The sequence below is a fragment of the Mycobacterium sp. 852002-50816_SCH5313054-b genome (assembly GCF_001667185.1).
Lineage (GTDB): Bacteria > Actinomycetota > Actinomycetes > Mycobacteriales > Mycobacteriaceae > Mycobacterium.
In genome coordinates this window covers 56,090-70,454 of sequence record NZ_LZIC01000133.1, presented here as the reverse complement: position 1 = coordinate 70,454, position 14,365 = coordinate 56,090, and the positions used below count along the sequence as shown (strand labels likewise).

The window sequence follows — 14,365 nt, the reverse complement described above, 5'->3', positions numbered from 1 at the left end:
CCGTCACGACAAACGAGTCGAGATGGCTGCCCAGAGAACTGGTTAAGCGCCCAGCTGCGTATTTCAACCGAGGTGGTCCGGACGGCATGCAGGCATGCGTCGCGGACCATGCGCCTGGGTTGCATACCCCTAAACACGGGCGCTAACCAACGCAAGTCGTCGCTTTCGCGACTCGGGCCCATGGGTCTCGCGGGCCTGTAACGCCGCGACCGGAGGCCCACAAATTAACGCTTCCGCCTAATTCGACGGACCGGGATCGCGCGGGCTGAGCTACCCGCGGGCAAACAGCCTGACCAAAACCGCCGTGCGTGCCGATGTGCCATGATGTCGGAGCTGTCAAGAGTCAGGGAGCAGCGGTGGATCTCAATTTTTCGATGGTCACGCGGCCGGTCGAGCGCCTGGTCGCGACGGCACAAAACGGGCTCGAGGTCTTGCGACTGGGGGGTTTGGAAACCGGCACCGTCCCGTCTCCGTCCCAGATCGTCGAGAGCACCCCGATGTACAAGCTGCGCCGGTATTTCCCGCCGGACAGCCGGCCCGGGCATGCGCCGGTGGGCCCGCCGGTGCTGATGGTGCACCCGATGATGATGTCGGCCGACATGTGGGACGTCACCCGCGAAGAGGGCGCGGTGGGGATCCTGCACGCCCGCGGGATCGATCCGTGGGTCATCGACTTCGGCTCGCCGGACAAGATCGAGGGCGGCATGCGCCGCAACCTGGCCGACCACATCGTCGCGCTCAGCCAGGCGATCGACACGGTCAAGGACGTCACCGGCAGCGACATCCACCTGGTGGGCTACTCGCAGGGTGGAATGTGGTGTTATCAGGTCGCCGCCTACCGGCGGTCGAAAAACCTCGCCAGCATCGTGGCGTTCGGCTCGCCGGTGGACACTTTGGCCGCCCTGCCGATGGGCATCCCGGCGAACTTCGCCGCACCCGCGGCCAACTTCATGGCCGATCACGTCTTCAGTCGGCTGGCCATCCCAAGTTGGATGGCGCGCACCGGTTTTCAGATGATGGACCCGCTCAAGACGGCCAAGGCCCGCGTCGACTTCGTGCGCCAGCTGCACGACCGGGAGGCGCTGCTGCCGCGCGGGCAGCAGCGCCGGTTCCTCGAGCGCGAGGGCTGGATCGCGTGGTCGGGCCCGGCCATCTCCGAGTTGCTCAAGCAGTTCATCGCGCACAACCGGATGATGACCGGTGGTTTCGCCATCAACGGCCAGATGGTCACGCTCACCGACATCACCTGCCCGGTGCTGGCCTTCGTCGGCGAGGTGGACGACATCGGGCAGCCGGCCTCGGTGCGCGGCATCCGCCGCGCGGCGCCGTACGCCGAGGTCTACGAACGCCTGGTCCGCACAGGCCATTTCGGTCTGGTCGTCGGATCTCGAGCGGCGCGGGAGAGCTGGCCCACCGTCGCCGAATGGGTGCAATGGCTGTCCACCGGCGGGGACAAGCCGGACGGCATCGACCTGATGGCCGACCAGCCGATCGAGCACACCGCCAGCGGTGTCGCGTTCAGCTCCCGGATCGTGCACGGCCTCGGTGAGGTCTCCGAGGCGGCGCTGGAGGTGGTGCGCGGCACCGCCAACGCCATGGTCGCGGCCAACAAGTCGATGCGCACCCTGGCCGTGGAGACGGTCCGGACGCTGCCGCGACTGGTCCGGCTCGGACAGATCAACGACCACACCCGGATCTCGCTGGGCCGCATCATCGACGAGCAGGCGCGCGACGCCCCGCAGGGCGAGTTCCTGTTGTTCGACGGCCGCGTGCACACCTACGAGGCCGTCAACCGCCGCGTCAACAACGTCGTCCGCGGCCTGATCGAGGTCGGGGTCCGCCAGGGCGACCGCGTCGGCGTCCTGATGGAGACGCGACCCAGCGCGCTGGTCGCCATCGCCGCCCTGTCCCGGCTGGGCGCCATCGCCGTGGTGATGCGCCCCGACGCCGACCTGTTGGCGTCGGCCCGCCTCGGCGGCGTGACCGAGATCCTCACCGACCCGACCAACCTCGACGCGGCGCGCGACCTGCCCGGGCAGATCCTGGTGCTCGGCGGCGGCGAGGCGCGCGACCTGCACCTGCCCCACGACTCCGACATCATCGACATGGAGCAGATCGACCCGGACGCGGTGCAGCTGCCCGCGTGGTACCGGCCCAACCCGGGATTGGCCCGCGATCTGGCGTTCATCGCGTTCAACGCCGCCGGCGGCGAGTTGGTCGCCAAGCAGATCACCAACTACCGCTGGGCGGTGTCAGCCTTCGGGACCGCCTCCACCGCCGCCCTGGACCGCCGCGACACCGTGTACTGCCTGACGCCGCTGCACCACGAGTCGGCGCTGCTGGTCAGCCTCGGCGGCGCGGTCGTCGGCGGCACCCGCATCGCGCTGTCGCGCGGGCTGCAGCCCGACCGGTTCGTCCAGGAGGTGCGGCAGTACGGCGTGACGGTGGTGTCCTACACCTGGGCCATGCTGCGCGACGTCGTCGACGACCCCGCGTTCGTGCTGCACGGCAACCATCCGGTGCGCCTGTTCATCGGTTCCGGCATGCCGACCGGGCTGTGGGCGCGCGTCGTCGACGCGTTCGACCCGGCGCGCGTCGTCGAATTCTTCGCTACCACCGACGGACAGGCGGTGCTGGCCAACGTGTCCGGCGCCAAGATCGGCAGCAAGGGCCGGCCGCTGCCGGGCGCCGGGCGCATCGAGCTCGGCGCGTACGACGCCGAGCGCGACCTGATCCTCGAGGACGACCGTGGCTTCGTCCAGATCGCCGCCCCCAACCAGGTCGGCGTGCTGCTCGCGCAGTCCAACGGGCCGATCGACCCCAGCGCGTCGGTCAAGCGCGGGGTCTTCGCCGCCGGCGACACCTGGATATCCACCGAGTACCTGTTCCGCCGCGACGACGACGGCGACTACTGGTTGATGGGCCGGCGCGGCTCGGTGGTCCACACCGCGCGGGGCCTGGTCTACGCCGAAGCGGTCACCGACGCGCTGGGCTGCATCAACGGCATCGACCTCGCGGTGACCTACAACGTGCCCGTTGGCGACCAGCAGGCGGCGGTGTCGGCGGTGACGCTGCTGCCGGGGGCCACCATCACCGCGGCCGACCTGACCGAGGCCGTCGCGAAGATACCCGTCGGGCTGGGGCCCGACATCGTGCACGTGTGCCCGGAGATGACGCTGAGCGCGACCTACCGGCCCACCGTCAGCGCCCTGCGCGCGGCCGGGATCCCCAAGGCGGGTCGCCAGGCGTGGTACTTCGACGCGGGCAGCAGCGAGTTCCGCCGGTTGACTCCCGGGGTGCGGTCCGAGCTGAGCGGTGCCCGGTGATGGTCGACGACTCCCTGCTCGCCATCCTGGTGTGCCCGGCCGACCGGGGCCCCTTGCTCCTGGTCGACGATGAGCTGCTCTACAACCCGCGGCTGCGGCGCGCCTACCGCATCGAGGACGGCATCCCGGTGCTGCTGATCGACGAGGCCCGCGACGTCGACGACGACGAGCACGCCCGCCTCATCCAGCGAGCCCGTCCGGCAGATCCCCGGTGAGGTAGCGCTGCAGGTTCGGCGCGATGGTCCGCGCGATCTGTTCGGCCGGCAGCGACGCGAACGGTTCGATCCCCACGATGTAGCGCGCCAGCACCACGCCCATCAGCTGCGACGCGACGAACTGGGCGCGGATCTTGCCCGTTCCCGGCGGGTTGTCGACGCGGGAACCGACCTCTTCGACGACGATCTCCTCCAGGAACGAGCGCGCCAGGCGCACTTCGGCTCCGGTGAGTAAGGACCGCACCGTGGCGATCAAGCCCGCGCCCATTTCGGAGTCCCAGATCGGCAACAGCACCGACGGCAGCCGCAGACCGAGTTCCTCGATCGGGGTCTCCCGCATCGGCACCAGCACCGTCATCGGGTCGATCGGGAGATGGATCGCGGCGGCGAACAGCTGCTGCTTGGTGCCGAAGTAGTGATGCACCAGCGCGGCGTCGACGCCCGCTCCGGCGGCTACGGCCCGGATCGACGTGCGGTCAATCCCGTTGCGGGCAAATAGCTCTCGGGCACTGGTCAGGATCCGCTCTCGGGTGTCGGAACTGCCGGCCGGCCGCCCGGGCCGCCGGCGCCCGGTGTTGGCGGCCGTCACGCTAGGACCCCCCGTGGCGACCCGCCACTACGGCGTCCGGCGCCGCAGCGTCGCCGCGGCCAGGCATAGCGCAGCGAACGCGGAACCCGCCACGACGACGATGTCGCGCACCGCGACTCCGGTCAACTCGGTGTGCGAATTGACCTGTTGCAGTGCCTCCAGCGCGTAGCTGGCCGGCATGACGTTGCTGATCCATTGCAGCCAGTCTGGCATCAACGCTCGCGGGACGATGATGCCGGCCAGCAGTAGTTGCGGCACCATCACCAGCGGGATGAACTGCACGGCCTGAAACTCGGTGCGCGCGAACGCACTGCACAGCAGGCCCAGGCCGACGCCGAGCACCGCGTTGACGATCGCGATCACGAACACCCACACCCAGCTGCCCTTGGTGTCGAAGCCGAGGAACCAGAACGCCACGGTGCACGCCACCGTCGCCTGCGCCGCCGCGGCGATCGAGAACGCGGTGCCGTAGGCGATCAGCAGGTCGAGCCGGCGCAGGGGAGTGGTCAGGATCCGTTCCAGCGTCCCCGAGGCTCGTTCGCGCTGCATCGTGATCGCCGTGATGATGAACATCACGAACAGCGGGAACAGGCCCAGCAGGATCAGGCAGGCGTTGTTGAACGGGGACGGTGTTCCGGGAAGGTGCCGGGTGTTGTGAAACATGAAGTACATCAACGTGATAACCACGACCGGCACCACCAGGATCAGCGCGACGCTGCGGCGATCGGCGGCCAGCTGGCGCAGGATCCGCGTCGTCGTCGCTGTGTACGCCTTGAGCCCTAGCCCGCCTGCAGCCTCGTGCTGCGCTTGATGATGGACAGAAACGCGTCCTCCAGTGACGTGCATCCGGTGTCCTCTCGTAGTCGGGTCGGGGTGGTGTGGGCCACCAGGTGGCCCTCGCGCATCAGCAGCAAATCGCCGCAATGATCGGCTTCGTCCATCACGTGGCTGGAGACCAGCAGCGTGGTGCCGGCGCGGGCCAGCTCGGTGAACTGCTCCCACAAATCGACGCGCAGCACCGGGTCCAGACCCACGGTGGGCTCGTCGAGCACGAGCAGCTCCGGTTGGCAGACCAGCGCGCACGCCAGCGACGCCCGCGTGCGCTGGCCGCCGGAAAGGTTGCCGCAGAACGCGGTCCGGTGGTCGGTGAGGCCGACCCGGTCGATGGCGTCGTCGGCGGCGCGGTTGTCGAAGCCGTAGAGCGAGGCGAAGTAGCGCACGTTGTCGACGATGCGCAGGTCGTTGTAGATGGTCGGATCCTGCGGCATGTATCCGACGCGGCGGCGCAGCGCCGGGCTTCCGGCGGGCCGGCCCAACACCGTGACGGTGCCGGACGTCAGGATCTGGGTGCCCACGATGCTGCGCATCAGCGTGGTCTTGCCGCAGCCGGACGGGCCGAGCAGCCCCGTGATGGTGCCCTGCGCGATCTGCACCGAAAAGTCGTGCAGGGCAGGGCGTTTCCCGCGCACAACGCGCAGATGCTCGATGCTGACCGCGGGGGCGTGGCCCCTCGCCAACAATTCATCACTGGATGAACTCATCATGTGATGAATAATCGTCCGCGGAAGAGGGCTTGTCAAGGGCGCCGGAAGTGCAATTACCGAGGGGCGCACTCGCGACCGCGTCGCCAGACGCGCTCTCGCGGTTATGCGGAGGGCAGACCCGGGCGGCGCTGGGGCAGGTGCCCGTGCACGCCTTCGGCGTAGGCGGTTTCGGCGTGCTGGGTGAGGTCGACGCCGGTGGTCTCGTCCTCCGCGCTGAGCCGGAAGCCCATCGTCACGTCGATCAGCTTCGCGAGAACGAACGACACGACAAACGCATACAGCGCGACCACGACGATCGCCAGGCACTGCTTGCCCAGCTGGGCGAAGCCGCCCCCGTACAACAGGCCCCGCGGGCCCGCCGTCATCACCGCGGTGGCGAGCAGCCCGATCAGCGAGACGCCGACCACGCCGCCGACGAAGTGCACGCCCACCACGTCCAGCGAATCGTCATAGTTGAAGCGGAATTTCGCACCCACCGCGAACGAGCACACGACACCGGCCGCAAGTCCCACGACCGCCGCCCCGAGCGTGTTGACCGTCCCGCACGACGGGGTGATGGCGACCAGGCCGGCGACCACACCGGATGCCGCGCCGAACGTCGTGGGCCGGCCGTCGCGGACCTGTTCGACCGCGAGCCAGCCAAGCATGCCGAGGCAGCCGGCGACGAGGGTGTTGAGGAAGATGGCCGCGGCGGTCCCGCTGGCGGCCAGGGCCGACCCGGCGTTGAACCCGAACCAGCCGAACCACAGCAGCCCGACGCCGAGCAAGACGAACGGCAGGTTGTGCGGCCGCATGGCGTCCTTCTTGAAGCCGATGCGCGGCCCAAGCACCAGCGCCAGGGCCAACGCGGAGGAGCCGGACACGATTTCGACCACCAGCCCGCCGGCGTAGTCAAGCACGCCCATCTTGGCCAGCCAGCCGCCCGGCCCCCAGACCCAATGCGCGACAACCGAATACACGACGATCGCCCACACCGTGACGAACGTCATCCAGGCCGCGAACTTGGCGCGGTCGGCGATCGCGCCGCTGACCAGCGCGGCCGTGACGATCGCGAACGCCAACTGGAACGTCGCATACAGCAGTTCGGGAACGGTCCCGTGCACGGTGTCGGGGCCGATACCGAGCATCCCGACGTGCTGGAGGTTGCCGACGAACCCGCCCGCGCCGTCTTCGGAGAACGCGATCGTGTAGCCGACCAGCAGCCACGCCACCGTGACCAGCGGGATGGAGATGAAGCTCATCATGATCATGTTGAGCACCCCGGTGGCGCGGACCATGCCCCCGTAAAAGATGGCCAGGCCCGGGGTCATCAGCAGGACGAGAGCGGTGCTGGCCAGCAGCCACGCCGTGGCGGCGGGGTCGATCGCATGCATATTTGGGCTCCTTTGCCACGCGGCAACCGGAGATAATGCCATGTCCGCGGTGCCGGTAGGTTCGTTGGGTGGTTGCGGACCGGCTGGTGGTGGACCCGGTCGCGGCCGCCCATCGGCTGCTCGGCGCAACCCTGACCGGACGGGGGGTGCGCGCCGTCGTCGTCGAGGTCGAGGCCTACGGCGGGGTGCCCAACGGTCCCTGGCCGGACGCCGCGGCCCACTCGTACCGCGGCCCGTCCGGGCGCAACGCCGTGATGTTCGGGCCGCCCGGGCGGCTCTACACCTACCGCAGTCACGGGATCCACGTCTGCGCCAACGTCTCCTGCGGCCCCGACGGCACCGCCGCCGCCGTGCTGCTGCGCGCCGCGGCCATCGAGGACGGCACCGACGTCGCGCGTGCCCGCCGCGGTGAGCTGGTCCGCACCGCGGCGCTGGCGCGCGGCCCCGGCAATCTGTGCTCGGCCCTGGGGATCACGATGGACGACAACGGAATCGACCTGTTCGACCCCGCTGGCCCGGTGACCGTGGAACTGCACGACCCGCTGACCGCCGTGTCCGGCCCTCGCGTCGGGGTCAGCCAGGCCGCCGACCGGCCCTGGCGACTGTGGCTCGGGGGCCGGCCGGAGGTCTCCGCGTACCGCCGCAGCCCGCGGGCGCCCGCCCCCGGGACCAGTGACTAGTGGCGATCGCAAGCGCCGCGTAGCGGGGCGCGGCGGGTCGCCACCATCGGGCTAGACGGCGACGGGGGCGGCGACGCGAAAGGCCGGGTCGACCCGGCGGGCGAGGAGAATGAACGTCACGGCCAGCAGCGGCGCGACGGCGCTGTATACCGCGGCCGGCGTGGCCATTACGACGCTGTTCAGCAACTGCGGGCTCAGGGCAATGCCCATCGCCACGACGGCGTTGTGCATCCCGACCTCAAGGCTGACCGCGACGGCCTGCCGCGGGGCCAGCCGCATCAGGCGGGGCGCCAGGTAACCGACGGTCAGGCTTACCGCGCAGAACGCCACGACGGCTCCGCTCAGCGCGCCGATGTTGTGCCACAGCGTCGTTCGTCCCCCGGCGATGGCCGCGACGATGGCGAGCACCAGCAGCGCGACCGCGGCGATCCGGACCGGTTTTTGCAGTCGCCGGGCCAGCTCGGGGAAGCGGTGGCGGATGGCGACCCCGATCGCGATGGGAACCAGGATCAGGGCGATCACCGCGCCGAACTTGTCCAGCTGCAGCGGGAGGAACCGGCCTTCGCCCAGGAACCAGGTCATCGATACCGCCAGAATCGCGGGCAGGGCGACGATCGACAGCACGGCGTTGATGGCGGTCAGGGTGAGGTTGAGCGCCAGGTCCCCGTTGAACAGATGGCTGAGCAGGTTCGACATCGTCCCGCCGGGGGTCGCCGACATCAGCATGAGCCCGACCGCCAGGTGCGGTTCGAGGTGGAAGGCCTCGGCGATCAGCAGGCACAGGGTCGGGAGCAACAGTGACTGGCAGGCGAGCGCAACGGCCAATGGTTTGCGCAGCGTGGCGGCCCGCTTGAAGTCATCGATGGTGAGCGTCAGCCCGAGGGCCAGCATGATGATGACGACGACCAACGGCCAGTATCGGTTGTCCATGACGCTCCGCGTTGTTGGTGCGCGTACGGGGGGAAGTCGATGGCGCGACGATGCGCCACCTAGTTAGCTTGCCTTACAGAGCGGCGCGCGGGCGAATCGTGGCCGTGCGAGCGACTAAAGTCGTGCGCGATGTCTTCCGGGATCCTCGACGAGCTGGGCTGGCGCGGGTTGATCGCGCAGTCCACCGACCTCGATGCGCTCGCCGCCGAAGCGCGGCGCGGGCCGATGACGGTGTACGCCGGCTTCGACCCCACCGCGCCGAGCCTGCACGCCGGCCACCTGGTGCCGCTGCTGGCGTTGCGTCGGTTCCAGCGCGCCGGGCACCGCCCGATCGTGCTGGCCGGCGGGGCCACCGGCATGATCGGCGACCCGCGCGACGTCGGCGAGCGCACCCTCAACGAGGCCGACACGGTCGCCGCGTGGACCGAGCGGATCCGCGGCCAGCTGGAGCGCTTCGTCGACTTCGACGAATCCCCGACCGGCGCCGTCGTCGTCAACAACCTGGACTGGACCGCGCCGTTGTCGGCCGTCGAGTTCCTGCGCGACATCGGCAAGCACTTTTCGGTCAACGTGATGCTGGACCGCGACACCGTGCGGCGGCGCCTGGAGGGCGAGGGAATCTCCTACACGGAGTTCAGTTACATGCTGCTGCAGGCCAACGACTACGTCGAGCTGCACCAGCGCCACGGCTGCACGCTGCAGATCGGCGGCTCCGACCAGTGGGGCAACATCATCGCCGGGGTGCGGCTGGTCCGCCAGAAGCTCGGCGCGGCCGTGCATGCGCTGACGGTCCCGCTGGTGACCGCCGCCGACGGCACCAAGTTCGGCAAGTCCACCGGCGGCGGCAGCCTGTGGCTGGACCCGCAGATGACCAGCCCGTACGCCTGGTACCAATACTTCGTCAACACCGCCGACGCCGACGTGATCCGGTACCTGCGGTGGTTCACCTTCCTATCGGCCGACGAGCTGGCCGAACTGGAACAGGCCACCCGGGAGCGCCCGCAGCAGCGCGCCGCCCAGCGCCGGCTGGCCCGCGAGCTGACCGTGCTGGTGCACGGCGAGGCGGCCACCGAGGCCGTCGAGCACGCCAGCCGCGCGCTGTTCGGGCAGGGCGAACTCGACCGGCTGGACGAGGCGACGCTGGCCGCCGCGCTGCGCGAGGCGTCGGTCGCCGAGCTCAAGCCCGGGAGTCCCGACGGGATCGTCGACCTCCTGGTGGCCAGCGGCCTGTCCGCCAGCAAGGGGGCCGCGCGGCGCACCATCGGGGAGGGCGGCGTCTCGGTCAACAACGTGCGCATCGACAGCGAGGACTGGGCGCCGCAGCCGTCGGACTTCCTGCACGGCCGGTGGTTGGTGCTGCGGCGCGGCAAACGCAACATCGCCGGGATCGAACGAATCGCCGGCTGACTCAATCTTTATCGCGCCGTGCTGCGGACGTGACCGTCGACGACCACTGTGGTCACGGTGACTAGCGCGAGGCGGGTATTGCGGGTCGTCGGGGTGGGCGCGGGCGTGGCCGGTTTGACCGCGGTGCTGGCGGCACCCGTCCACGCCGACCTGCGGGGCAACGCGTTCCTGAGGGCCCTCACGAACGCGGGCGTCCCGGTGTCGCAGCCGGACGCCGCGATGGCGCTGGGCCAGTCGGTCTGCCCCATGCTCGTGCAGCCGGGCGGCTCGTTCGACTCGGTGATCGCCGCGGTGGCCGACGGCTATGGCATGTCCCGCGATGCGGCCGGCGTGTTCACCGTCGTCGCGATCGCGACCTATTGCCCGGCGGTGCTGGCGCCGCTGCTGACCGACCGGGGCCCGGCCTAGGCGGCCTCGCTCCACCGGGTGTGAGCTGACGGCGTTGAGTGTGCACTCAGGGTGGGTTTTCGCCGGTTTTCCCGCCCTGGACGCACACTCAACGCCGTCACCGCACACTCGACGGCCGCGCCGCAAGGGCGTCCGTATCCTTTGCAGAGTGGTTGACGACAGGCAGGGGCGCGACGGGAAGCGGCGACCCCGCTCGGCATCGGGCTCCTGGTCGGGCCCGGGCCGTGCCCGCCCGGTGCAGCCCCGCAGCGGCGGCCAAGACGGTGAAGACGATCGGGCGCCGCACGGCGGGCCCCCGATTCCACCCGGCGTGGAGGCCCGGCAGCTGGCGCCCGAGGTCCGGCGCGAACTGAGCACCCTGGACCGCGCCACGGCCGACGCGGTGGCGCGCCACCTGGTCGCCGCCGGCGAGCTGATCGACGAGGACCCCGAAGCAGCGCTGAGCCACGCCCGCGCGGCGCGGGCCCGCTCCAGCAGGATCGCCGCGGTCCGGGAGGCCGTCGGGATCGCCGCCTACCATTGCGGCGACTGGGCCCAGGCGCTGGCCGAGCTGCGCGCCGCCCGCCGGATGGGCAGCAAGTCGCCGTTGCTCGCGCTGATCGCCGATTGCGAACGCGGACTTGGCCGTCCGGAGCGGGCGATCGAACTGGCGCGCGGCGAGGAGGCGGCCCAGCTGTCCGGCGACGACGCCGACGAGTTGCGCATCGTCGCCGCCGGCGCCCGCGCGGACCTCGGGCAGCTGGAGCAGGCCCTGACCCTGTTGTCGACCCCGCAGCTGGACCCGAGCCGCAACGGTTCGACGGCGGCGCGATTGTTCTACGCCTACGCCGACACGCTGCTGGCGCTCGGCCGCAACGACGAAGCGCTGCAATGGTTCCTGCGCTCGGCGGCCGCCGACGTCGAAGGCGTCACCGACGCCGAAGAGCGGGTCAGCGAGCTGGGTTGAGATGAAAAGCCTTGCCCAACAATACGATTGCCTGCTGGTCGACCTCGATGGGACCGTCTTTCGCGGCGCTGAGCCGACCCATGGCGCGGTGCAGTCGCTGGACGACGTGGACAGCCGCAAGCTCTACGTCACCAACAACGCCTCCCGCAGCGCCGACGAGGTGGCGCTGCACCTGCGCGAGCTCGGCTTCACCGCCGCCGGCTCGGACGTCGTCACCAGCGCGCAAAGCGCGGCCAGGCTGCTCGCCGACGAACTGGCGCCGGGCTCCCGGGTGCTGGTTGTGGGCACCGACGCGCTGGCCAACGAGATCGCCGCGGTGGGGCTGCGCCCGGTGCGCCGCTACGACGACGACCCGGTCGCCGTCGTGCAGGGCCTGTCCACGACCATCGGCTGGCCGGACCTCGCCGAGGCGGCCCTGGCCATCGGCGCCGGCGCGCTGTGGGTGGCGGCCAACGTCGACCCCACCCTGCCCACCGAGCGCGGCCTGCTGCCCGGGAACGGATCGTTCGTGGCCGCGCTGCGGGCGGCCACCGGCGCCGAACCCCGGGTCGCCGGCAAGCCGGCGCCGCGCCTGCTGCAGGACGCGGTGGCCCGGGGCGAGTTTCGCGCGCCGCTGGTGGTCGGCGACCGGCTGGACACCGACATCGAGGGCGCCAACGCCGCGCGGCTGCCCAGCCTGATGGTGCTCACCGGCGTCAACACCGCGCGCGACGCCGTCTTCGCCGACCCCGCCCGCCGGCCCACCTACATCGGCCACGATCTGCGCTCGCTGCACTCCGACGGCGAATTGCTCGCGGTGCGGCCCCAGCCTGGCTGGCACGTCGACGTCGCCGACAAGGCGGTGACGGTCAGCGCCAACGGCGCCGACGAGGGGGACGGCCTGTCGGTCGTCCGCGCGGTCGCCAGCGCGGTGTGGGGTGCCGAGGATCCGGAGCCGTTGCGCATCGAGGCCGCCGACGACCGGGCCCGCGACGCGCTGCAGCGCTGGTCTTTGGTGAACGGCGACTAACGTAGGTACGCGATGACTATCGATCCCGATCAGCTTCGCGCTGAAATTGACGCCCTGGTCGCCCAGTTGTCCGAGGTCGGCGATCCGGAAAACCCCGACCGCGAGCCGTCTCTCGCCGAGCTCGAAGAGATAGCCCGCCGCCTCTCCGAGGCGCACGACGTGCTGCTGGCCGCCCTGGAGTCGGCGGAGAAGGGCTGAGTGCGACGGTGGCACGGCGTGCCCGCGTCGACGCCGAGCTCGTCCGCCGCGGGCTCGCGAGGTCCCGTCAGCAGGCCGCGGAACTGATCGACGCCGGCAAGGTGAGCATCGACGGCCTGCCGGCGCGCAAGCCGGCCACCGCCGTCGACGTCACCGCCGCGCTGACCGTCGCCGACGACGGCGAACGCGCCTGGGTGTCGCGCGGCGCGCACAAGCTCATCGGCGCGCTGGACGCCTTCGGCGTTGCGGTCGCGGGCCGCCGCTGCCTGGACGCCGGCGCGTCGACGGGCGGGTTCACCGAGGTGCTGCTGGACCGCGGCGCCGCCGAGGTGGTGGCCGCCGACGTCGGCTACGGCCAGCTGGCCTGGTCGCTGCGCTGCGACACCCGGGTGACCGTCGTCGAGCGGACCAACGCCCGTGACCTGACCCCGGAGGCGATCGGCGGGCCGGTCGACCTGGTGGTGGCCGACCTCTCTTTCATCTCGTTGGCCAGCGTGTTGGCCGCGCTGAGTGGATGCGCCTCGCCGAGCGCGGATATCGTTCCCATGGTGAAGCCGCAGTTTGAGGTGGGCAGGGGCCAGGTCGGCGCCGGCGGGGTCGTTCGCGACCCCGGCTTGCGCGCCGACGCGGTGCTGGCCGTCGCGCGCCGCGCCGGGGAACTGGGCTGGCAGGCCGTCGACGTCACCGCGAGCCCGCTGCCGGGCCCGTCGGGCAACGTCGAATACTTCCTGTGGTTGCGCGCCGAGACCGATCGGGGGCTATCTGCTGATGGGCTGGTGGACAAGGTGACGTGTGCCGTGGCGGAGGGCCCGGAATGACCGACCATCGTACCGTGCTGCTGGTGGTCCACACCGGCCGCGACGAAGCGACCGAGACCGCGCGCCGCGTGCAAAAAGTGCTGGGCGACAACGGAATTGGACTCCGTCTGCTATCCGCCGAGGCGGTCGACCGCGGATCGCTGCACCTGGCCCCCGACGACATGCGGGCCATGGGGACCGAGATCGAGGTGGTCGACGCGGACCCTTCGGCCGCCGAGGGCTGCGAACTGGTGTTGGTGCTGGGCGGCGACGGCACCTTCCTGCGGGCCGCCGAACTGGCCCGCAATGCCGGGATCCCGGTGCTCGGGGTGAACCTGGGCCGGATCGGCTTCCTGGCCGAGGCCGAGGCCGAGGCCATCGACCGGGTGCTGGAGCACGTGGTGGCCCGCGACTACCGGGTGGAGAACCGCCTGACGCTGGACGTGGCTGTGCTGCACAAGGATCACGTCGAACACGGGTGGGCGCTCAACGAAGTCAGCCTGGAAAAGGGCCCGCGGCTGGGTGTGCTCGGGGTGGTCGTCGAGGTCGACGGGCGCCCGGTGTCCGCCTTCGGCTGTGACGGCGTGTTGGTGTCGACGCCGACCGGGTCCACCGCCTACGCGTTCTCCGCCGGGGGCCCGGTGCTGTGGCCCGACTTGGAGGCAATTCTGGTGGTACCCAACAACGCTCACGCGCTGTTCGGCCGGCCCATGGTCACCAGCCCCGAAGCCACCATCGCGATCGAGACCGAGGCGGGCGGGCACGACGCCCTGGTGTTCTGCGACGGACGCCGCGAGATGGTGATCCCCCCCGGCTGCCGGATCGAGGTGACCCGCTGCGACACACCGGTCAAATGGGCGCGGCTGGACAGCGCGCCGTTCACCGACCGCTTGGTGCGCAAATTCCGCCTGCCGGTGACCGGTTGGCGCGGAAAGTAACGGCG

Annotated in this window: 15 protein-coding genes; 10 read left to right on the top strand and 5 right to left on the bottom strand. The window is 70.6% G+C overall.

All coding sequences use genetic code 11. The annotated features are described in order from the left end of the window. Positions 1-314 precede the first annotated feature (314 nt). Both A5787_RS24380 and A5787_RS24375 read left to right on the top strand, forming a co-directional pair. A complete protein-coding gene (locus A5787_RS24380; protein ID WP_156764114.1) occupies positions 315-3,326 on the top strand; it encodes an acyl-CoA synthetase in 3,012 nt (1,003 codons plus the stop codon). Further along, complete coding sequence (locus A5787_RS24375) at positions 3,326-3,541, top strand: Trm112 family protein (RefSeq protein WP_066971918.1); 216 nt, start codon at positions 3,326-3,328, stop codon at positions 3,539-3,541. Before A5787_RS24380 ends, A5787_RS24375 begins: the two co-directional genes overlap by 1 nt. Here the strand turns inward: A5787_RS24375 and A5787_RS24370 are convergent. The 4 genes from A5787_RS24370 to A5787_RS24355 all read right to left on the bottom strand — a co-directional run bounded on the left by A5787_RS24370 (position 3,507) and on the right by A5787_RS24355 (position 7,047). After that, on the bottom strand, positions 3,507-4,130 hold the full coding sequence (locus A5787_RS24370; RefSeq protein WP_066971844.1) for a TetR family transcriptional regulator: 624 nt from the start codon (positions 4,128-4,130) through the stop codon (positions 3,507-3,509). The two genes, A5787_RS24375 and A5787_RS24370, sit on opposite strands and share 35 nt — an antisense overlap. A 27-nt stretch (positions 4,131-4,157) precedes the next feature. After that, a complete protein-coding gene (locus tag A5787_RS24365) occupies positions 4,158-4,976 on the bottom strand; it encodes an ABC transporter permease (protein ID WP_082977427.1) in 819 nt (272 codons plus the stop codon). Further along, positions 4,910-5,674: an ABC transporter ATP-binding protein gene (locus A5787_RS24360; protein ID WP_066971842.1), complete on the bottom strand. Its 765-nt coding sequence runs from the start codon at positions 5,672-5,674 to the stop codon at positions 4,910-4,912. Before A5787_RS24360 ends, A5787_RS24365 begins: the two co-directional genes overlap by 67 nt. 101 nt (positions 5,675-5,775) lie before the next feature. Next, positions 5,776-7,047, bottom strand: a complete 1,272-nt coding sequence (locus A5787_RS24355; RefSeq protein ID WP_066971840.1) for an ammonium transporter — start codon at positions 7,045-7,047, stop codon at positions 5,776-5,778. Positions 7,048-7,115: 68 nt separating this feature from the next. On the opposite strand from A5787_RS24355, the gene A5787_RS24350 reads away from it, so the two are divergent. Beyond that, positions 7,116-7,727 (top strand): DNA-3-methyladenine glycosylase, encoded by a 612-nt coding sequence (locus A5787_RS24350; protein ID WP_066971838.1) that lies wholly within the window; start codon positions 7,116-7,118, stop codon positions 7,725-7,727. Positions 7,728-7,778: 51 nt separating this feature from the next. Here the strand turns inward: A5787_RS24350 and A5787_RS24345 are convergent, their stop codons facing one another. After that, entirely contained in the window at positions 7,779-8,657 is an 879-nt protein-coding gene (locus A5787_RS24345; RefSeq protein WP_066971833.1) for a bile acid:sodium symporter family protein, read from the bottom strand. A 129-nt stretch (positions 8,658-8,786) separates the two neighbouring features. On the opposite strand from A5787_RS24345, the gene tyrS reads away from it, so the two are divergent. The 7 genes from tyrS to A5787_RS24310 all read left to right on the top strand — a co-directional run bounded on the left by tyrS (position 8,787) and on the right by A5787_RS24310 (position 14,360). Beyond that, positions 8,787-10,064 (top strand): tyrosine--tRNA ligase, encoded by a 1,278-nt coding sequence (gene tyrS / locus A5787_RS24340; protein WP_066971831.1) that lies wholly within the window; start codon positions 8,787-8,789, stop codon positions 10,062-10,064. A 48-nt stretch (positions 10,065-10,112) separates the two neighbouring features. Then, the gene (locus A5787_RS24335) at positions 10,113-10,472 is read left to right on the top strand and encodes a DUF732 domain-containing protein (protein ID WP_066971830.1); all 360 of its coding nucleotides are present in this window, start codon (positions 10,113-10,115) and stop codon (positions 10,470-10,472) included. A gap of 235 nt (positions 10,473-10,707) precedes the next feature. Beyond that, positions 10,708-11,418, top strand: a complete 711-nt coding sequence (locus A5787_RS24330) for a tetratricopeptide repeat protein (protein WP_369829159.1) — start codon at positions 10,708-10,710, stop codon at positions 11,416-11,418. A gap of 1 nt (position 11,419) precedes the next feature. Continuing rightward, a complete protein-coding gene (locus A5787_RS24325) occupies positions 11,420-12,427 on the top strand; it encodes an HAD-IIA family hydrolase (protein ID WP_066971829.1) in 1,008 nt (335 codons plus the stop codon). A 12-nt stretch (positions 12,428-12,439) separates the two neighbouring features. Continuing rightward, positions 12,440-12,625, top strand: coding sequence for a hypothetical protein (locus A5787_RS24320; protein ID WP_066971824.1), 186 nt, complete (start codon positions 12,440-12,442; stop codon positions 12,623-12,625). A gap of 8 nt (positions 12,626-12,633) precedes the next feature. Further along, positions 12,634-13,443, top strand: a complete 810-nt coding sequence (locus A5787_RS24315) for a TlyA family RNA methyltransferase (protein WP_066971822.1) — start codon at positions 12,634-12,636, stop codon at positions 13,441-13,443. Further along, on the top strand, positions 13,440-14,360 hold the full coding sequence (locus A5787_RS24310) for an NAD kinase (protein WP_066971820.1): 921 nt from the start codon (positions 13,440-13,442) through the stop codon (positions 14,358-14,360). Before A5787_RS24315 ends, A5787_RS24310 begins: the two co-directional genes overlap by 4 nt. Positions 14,361-14,365 lie beyond the last annotated feature (5 nt).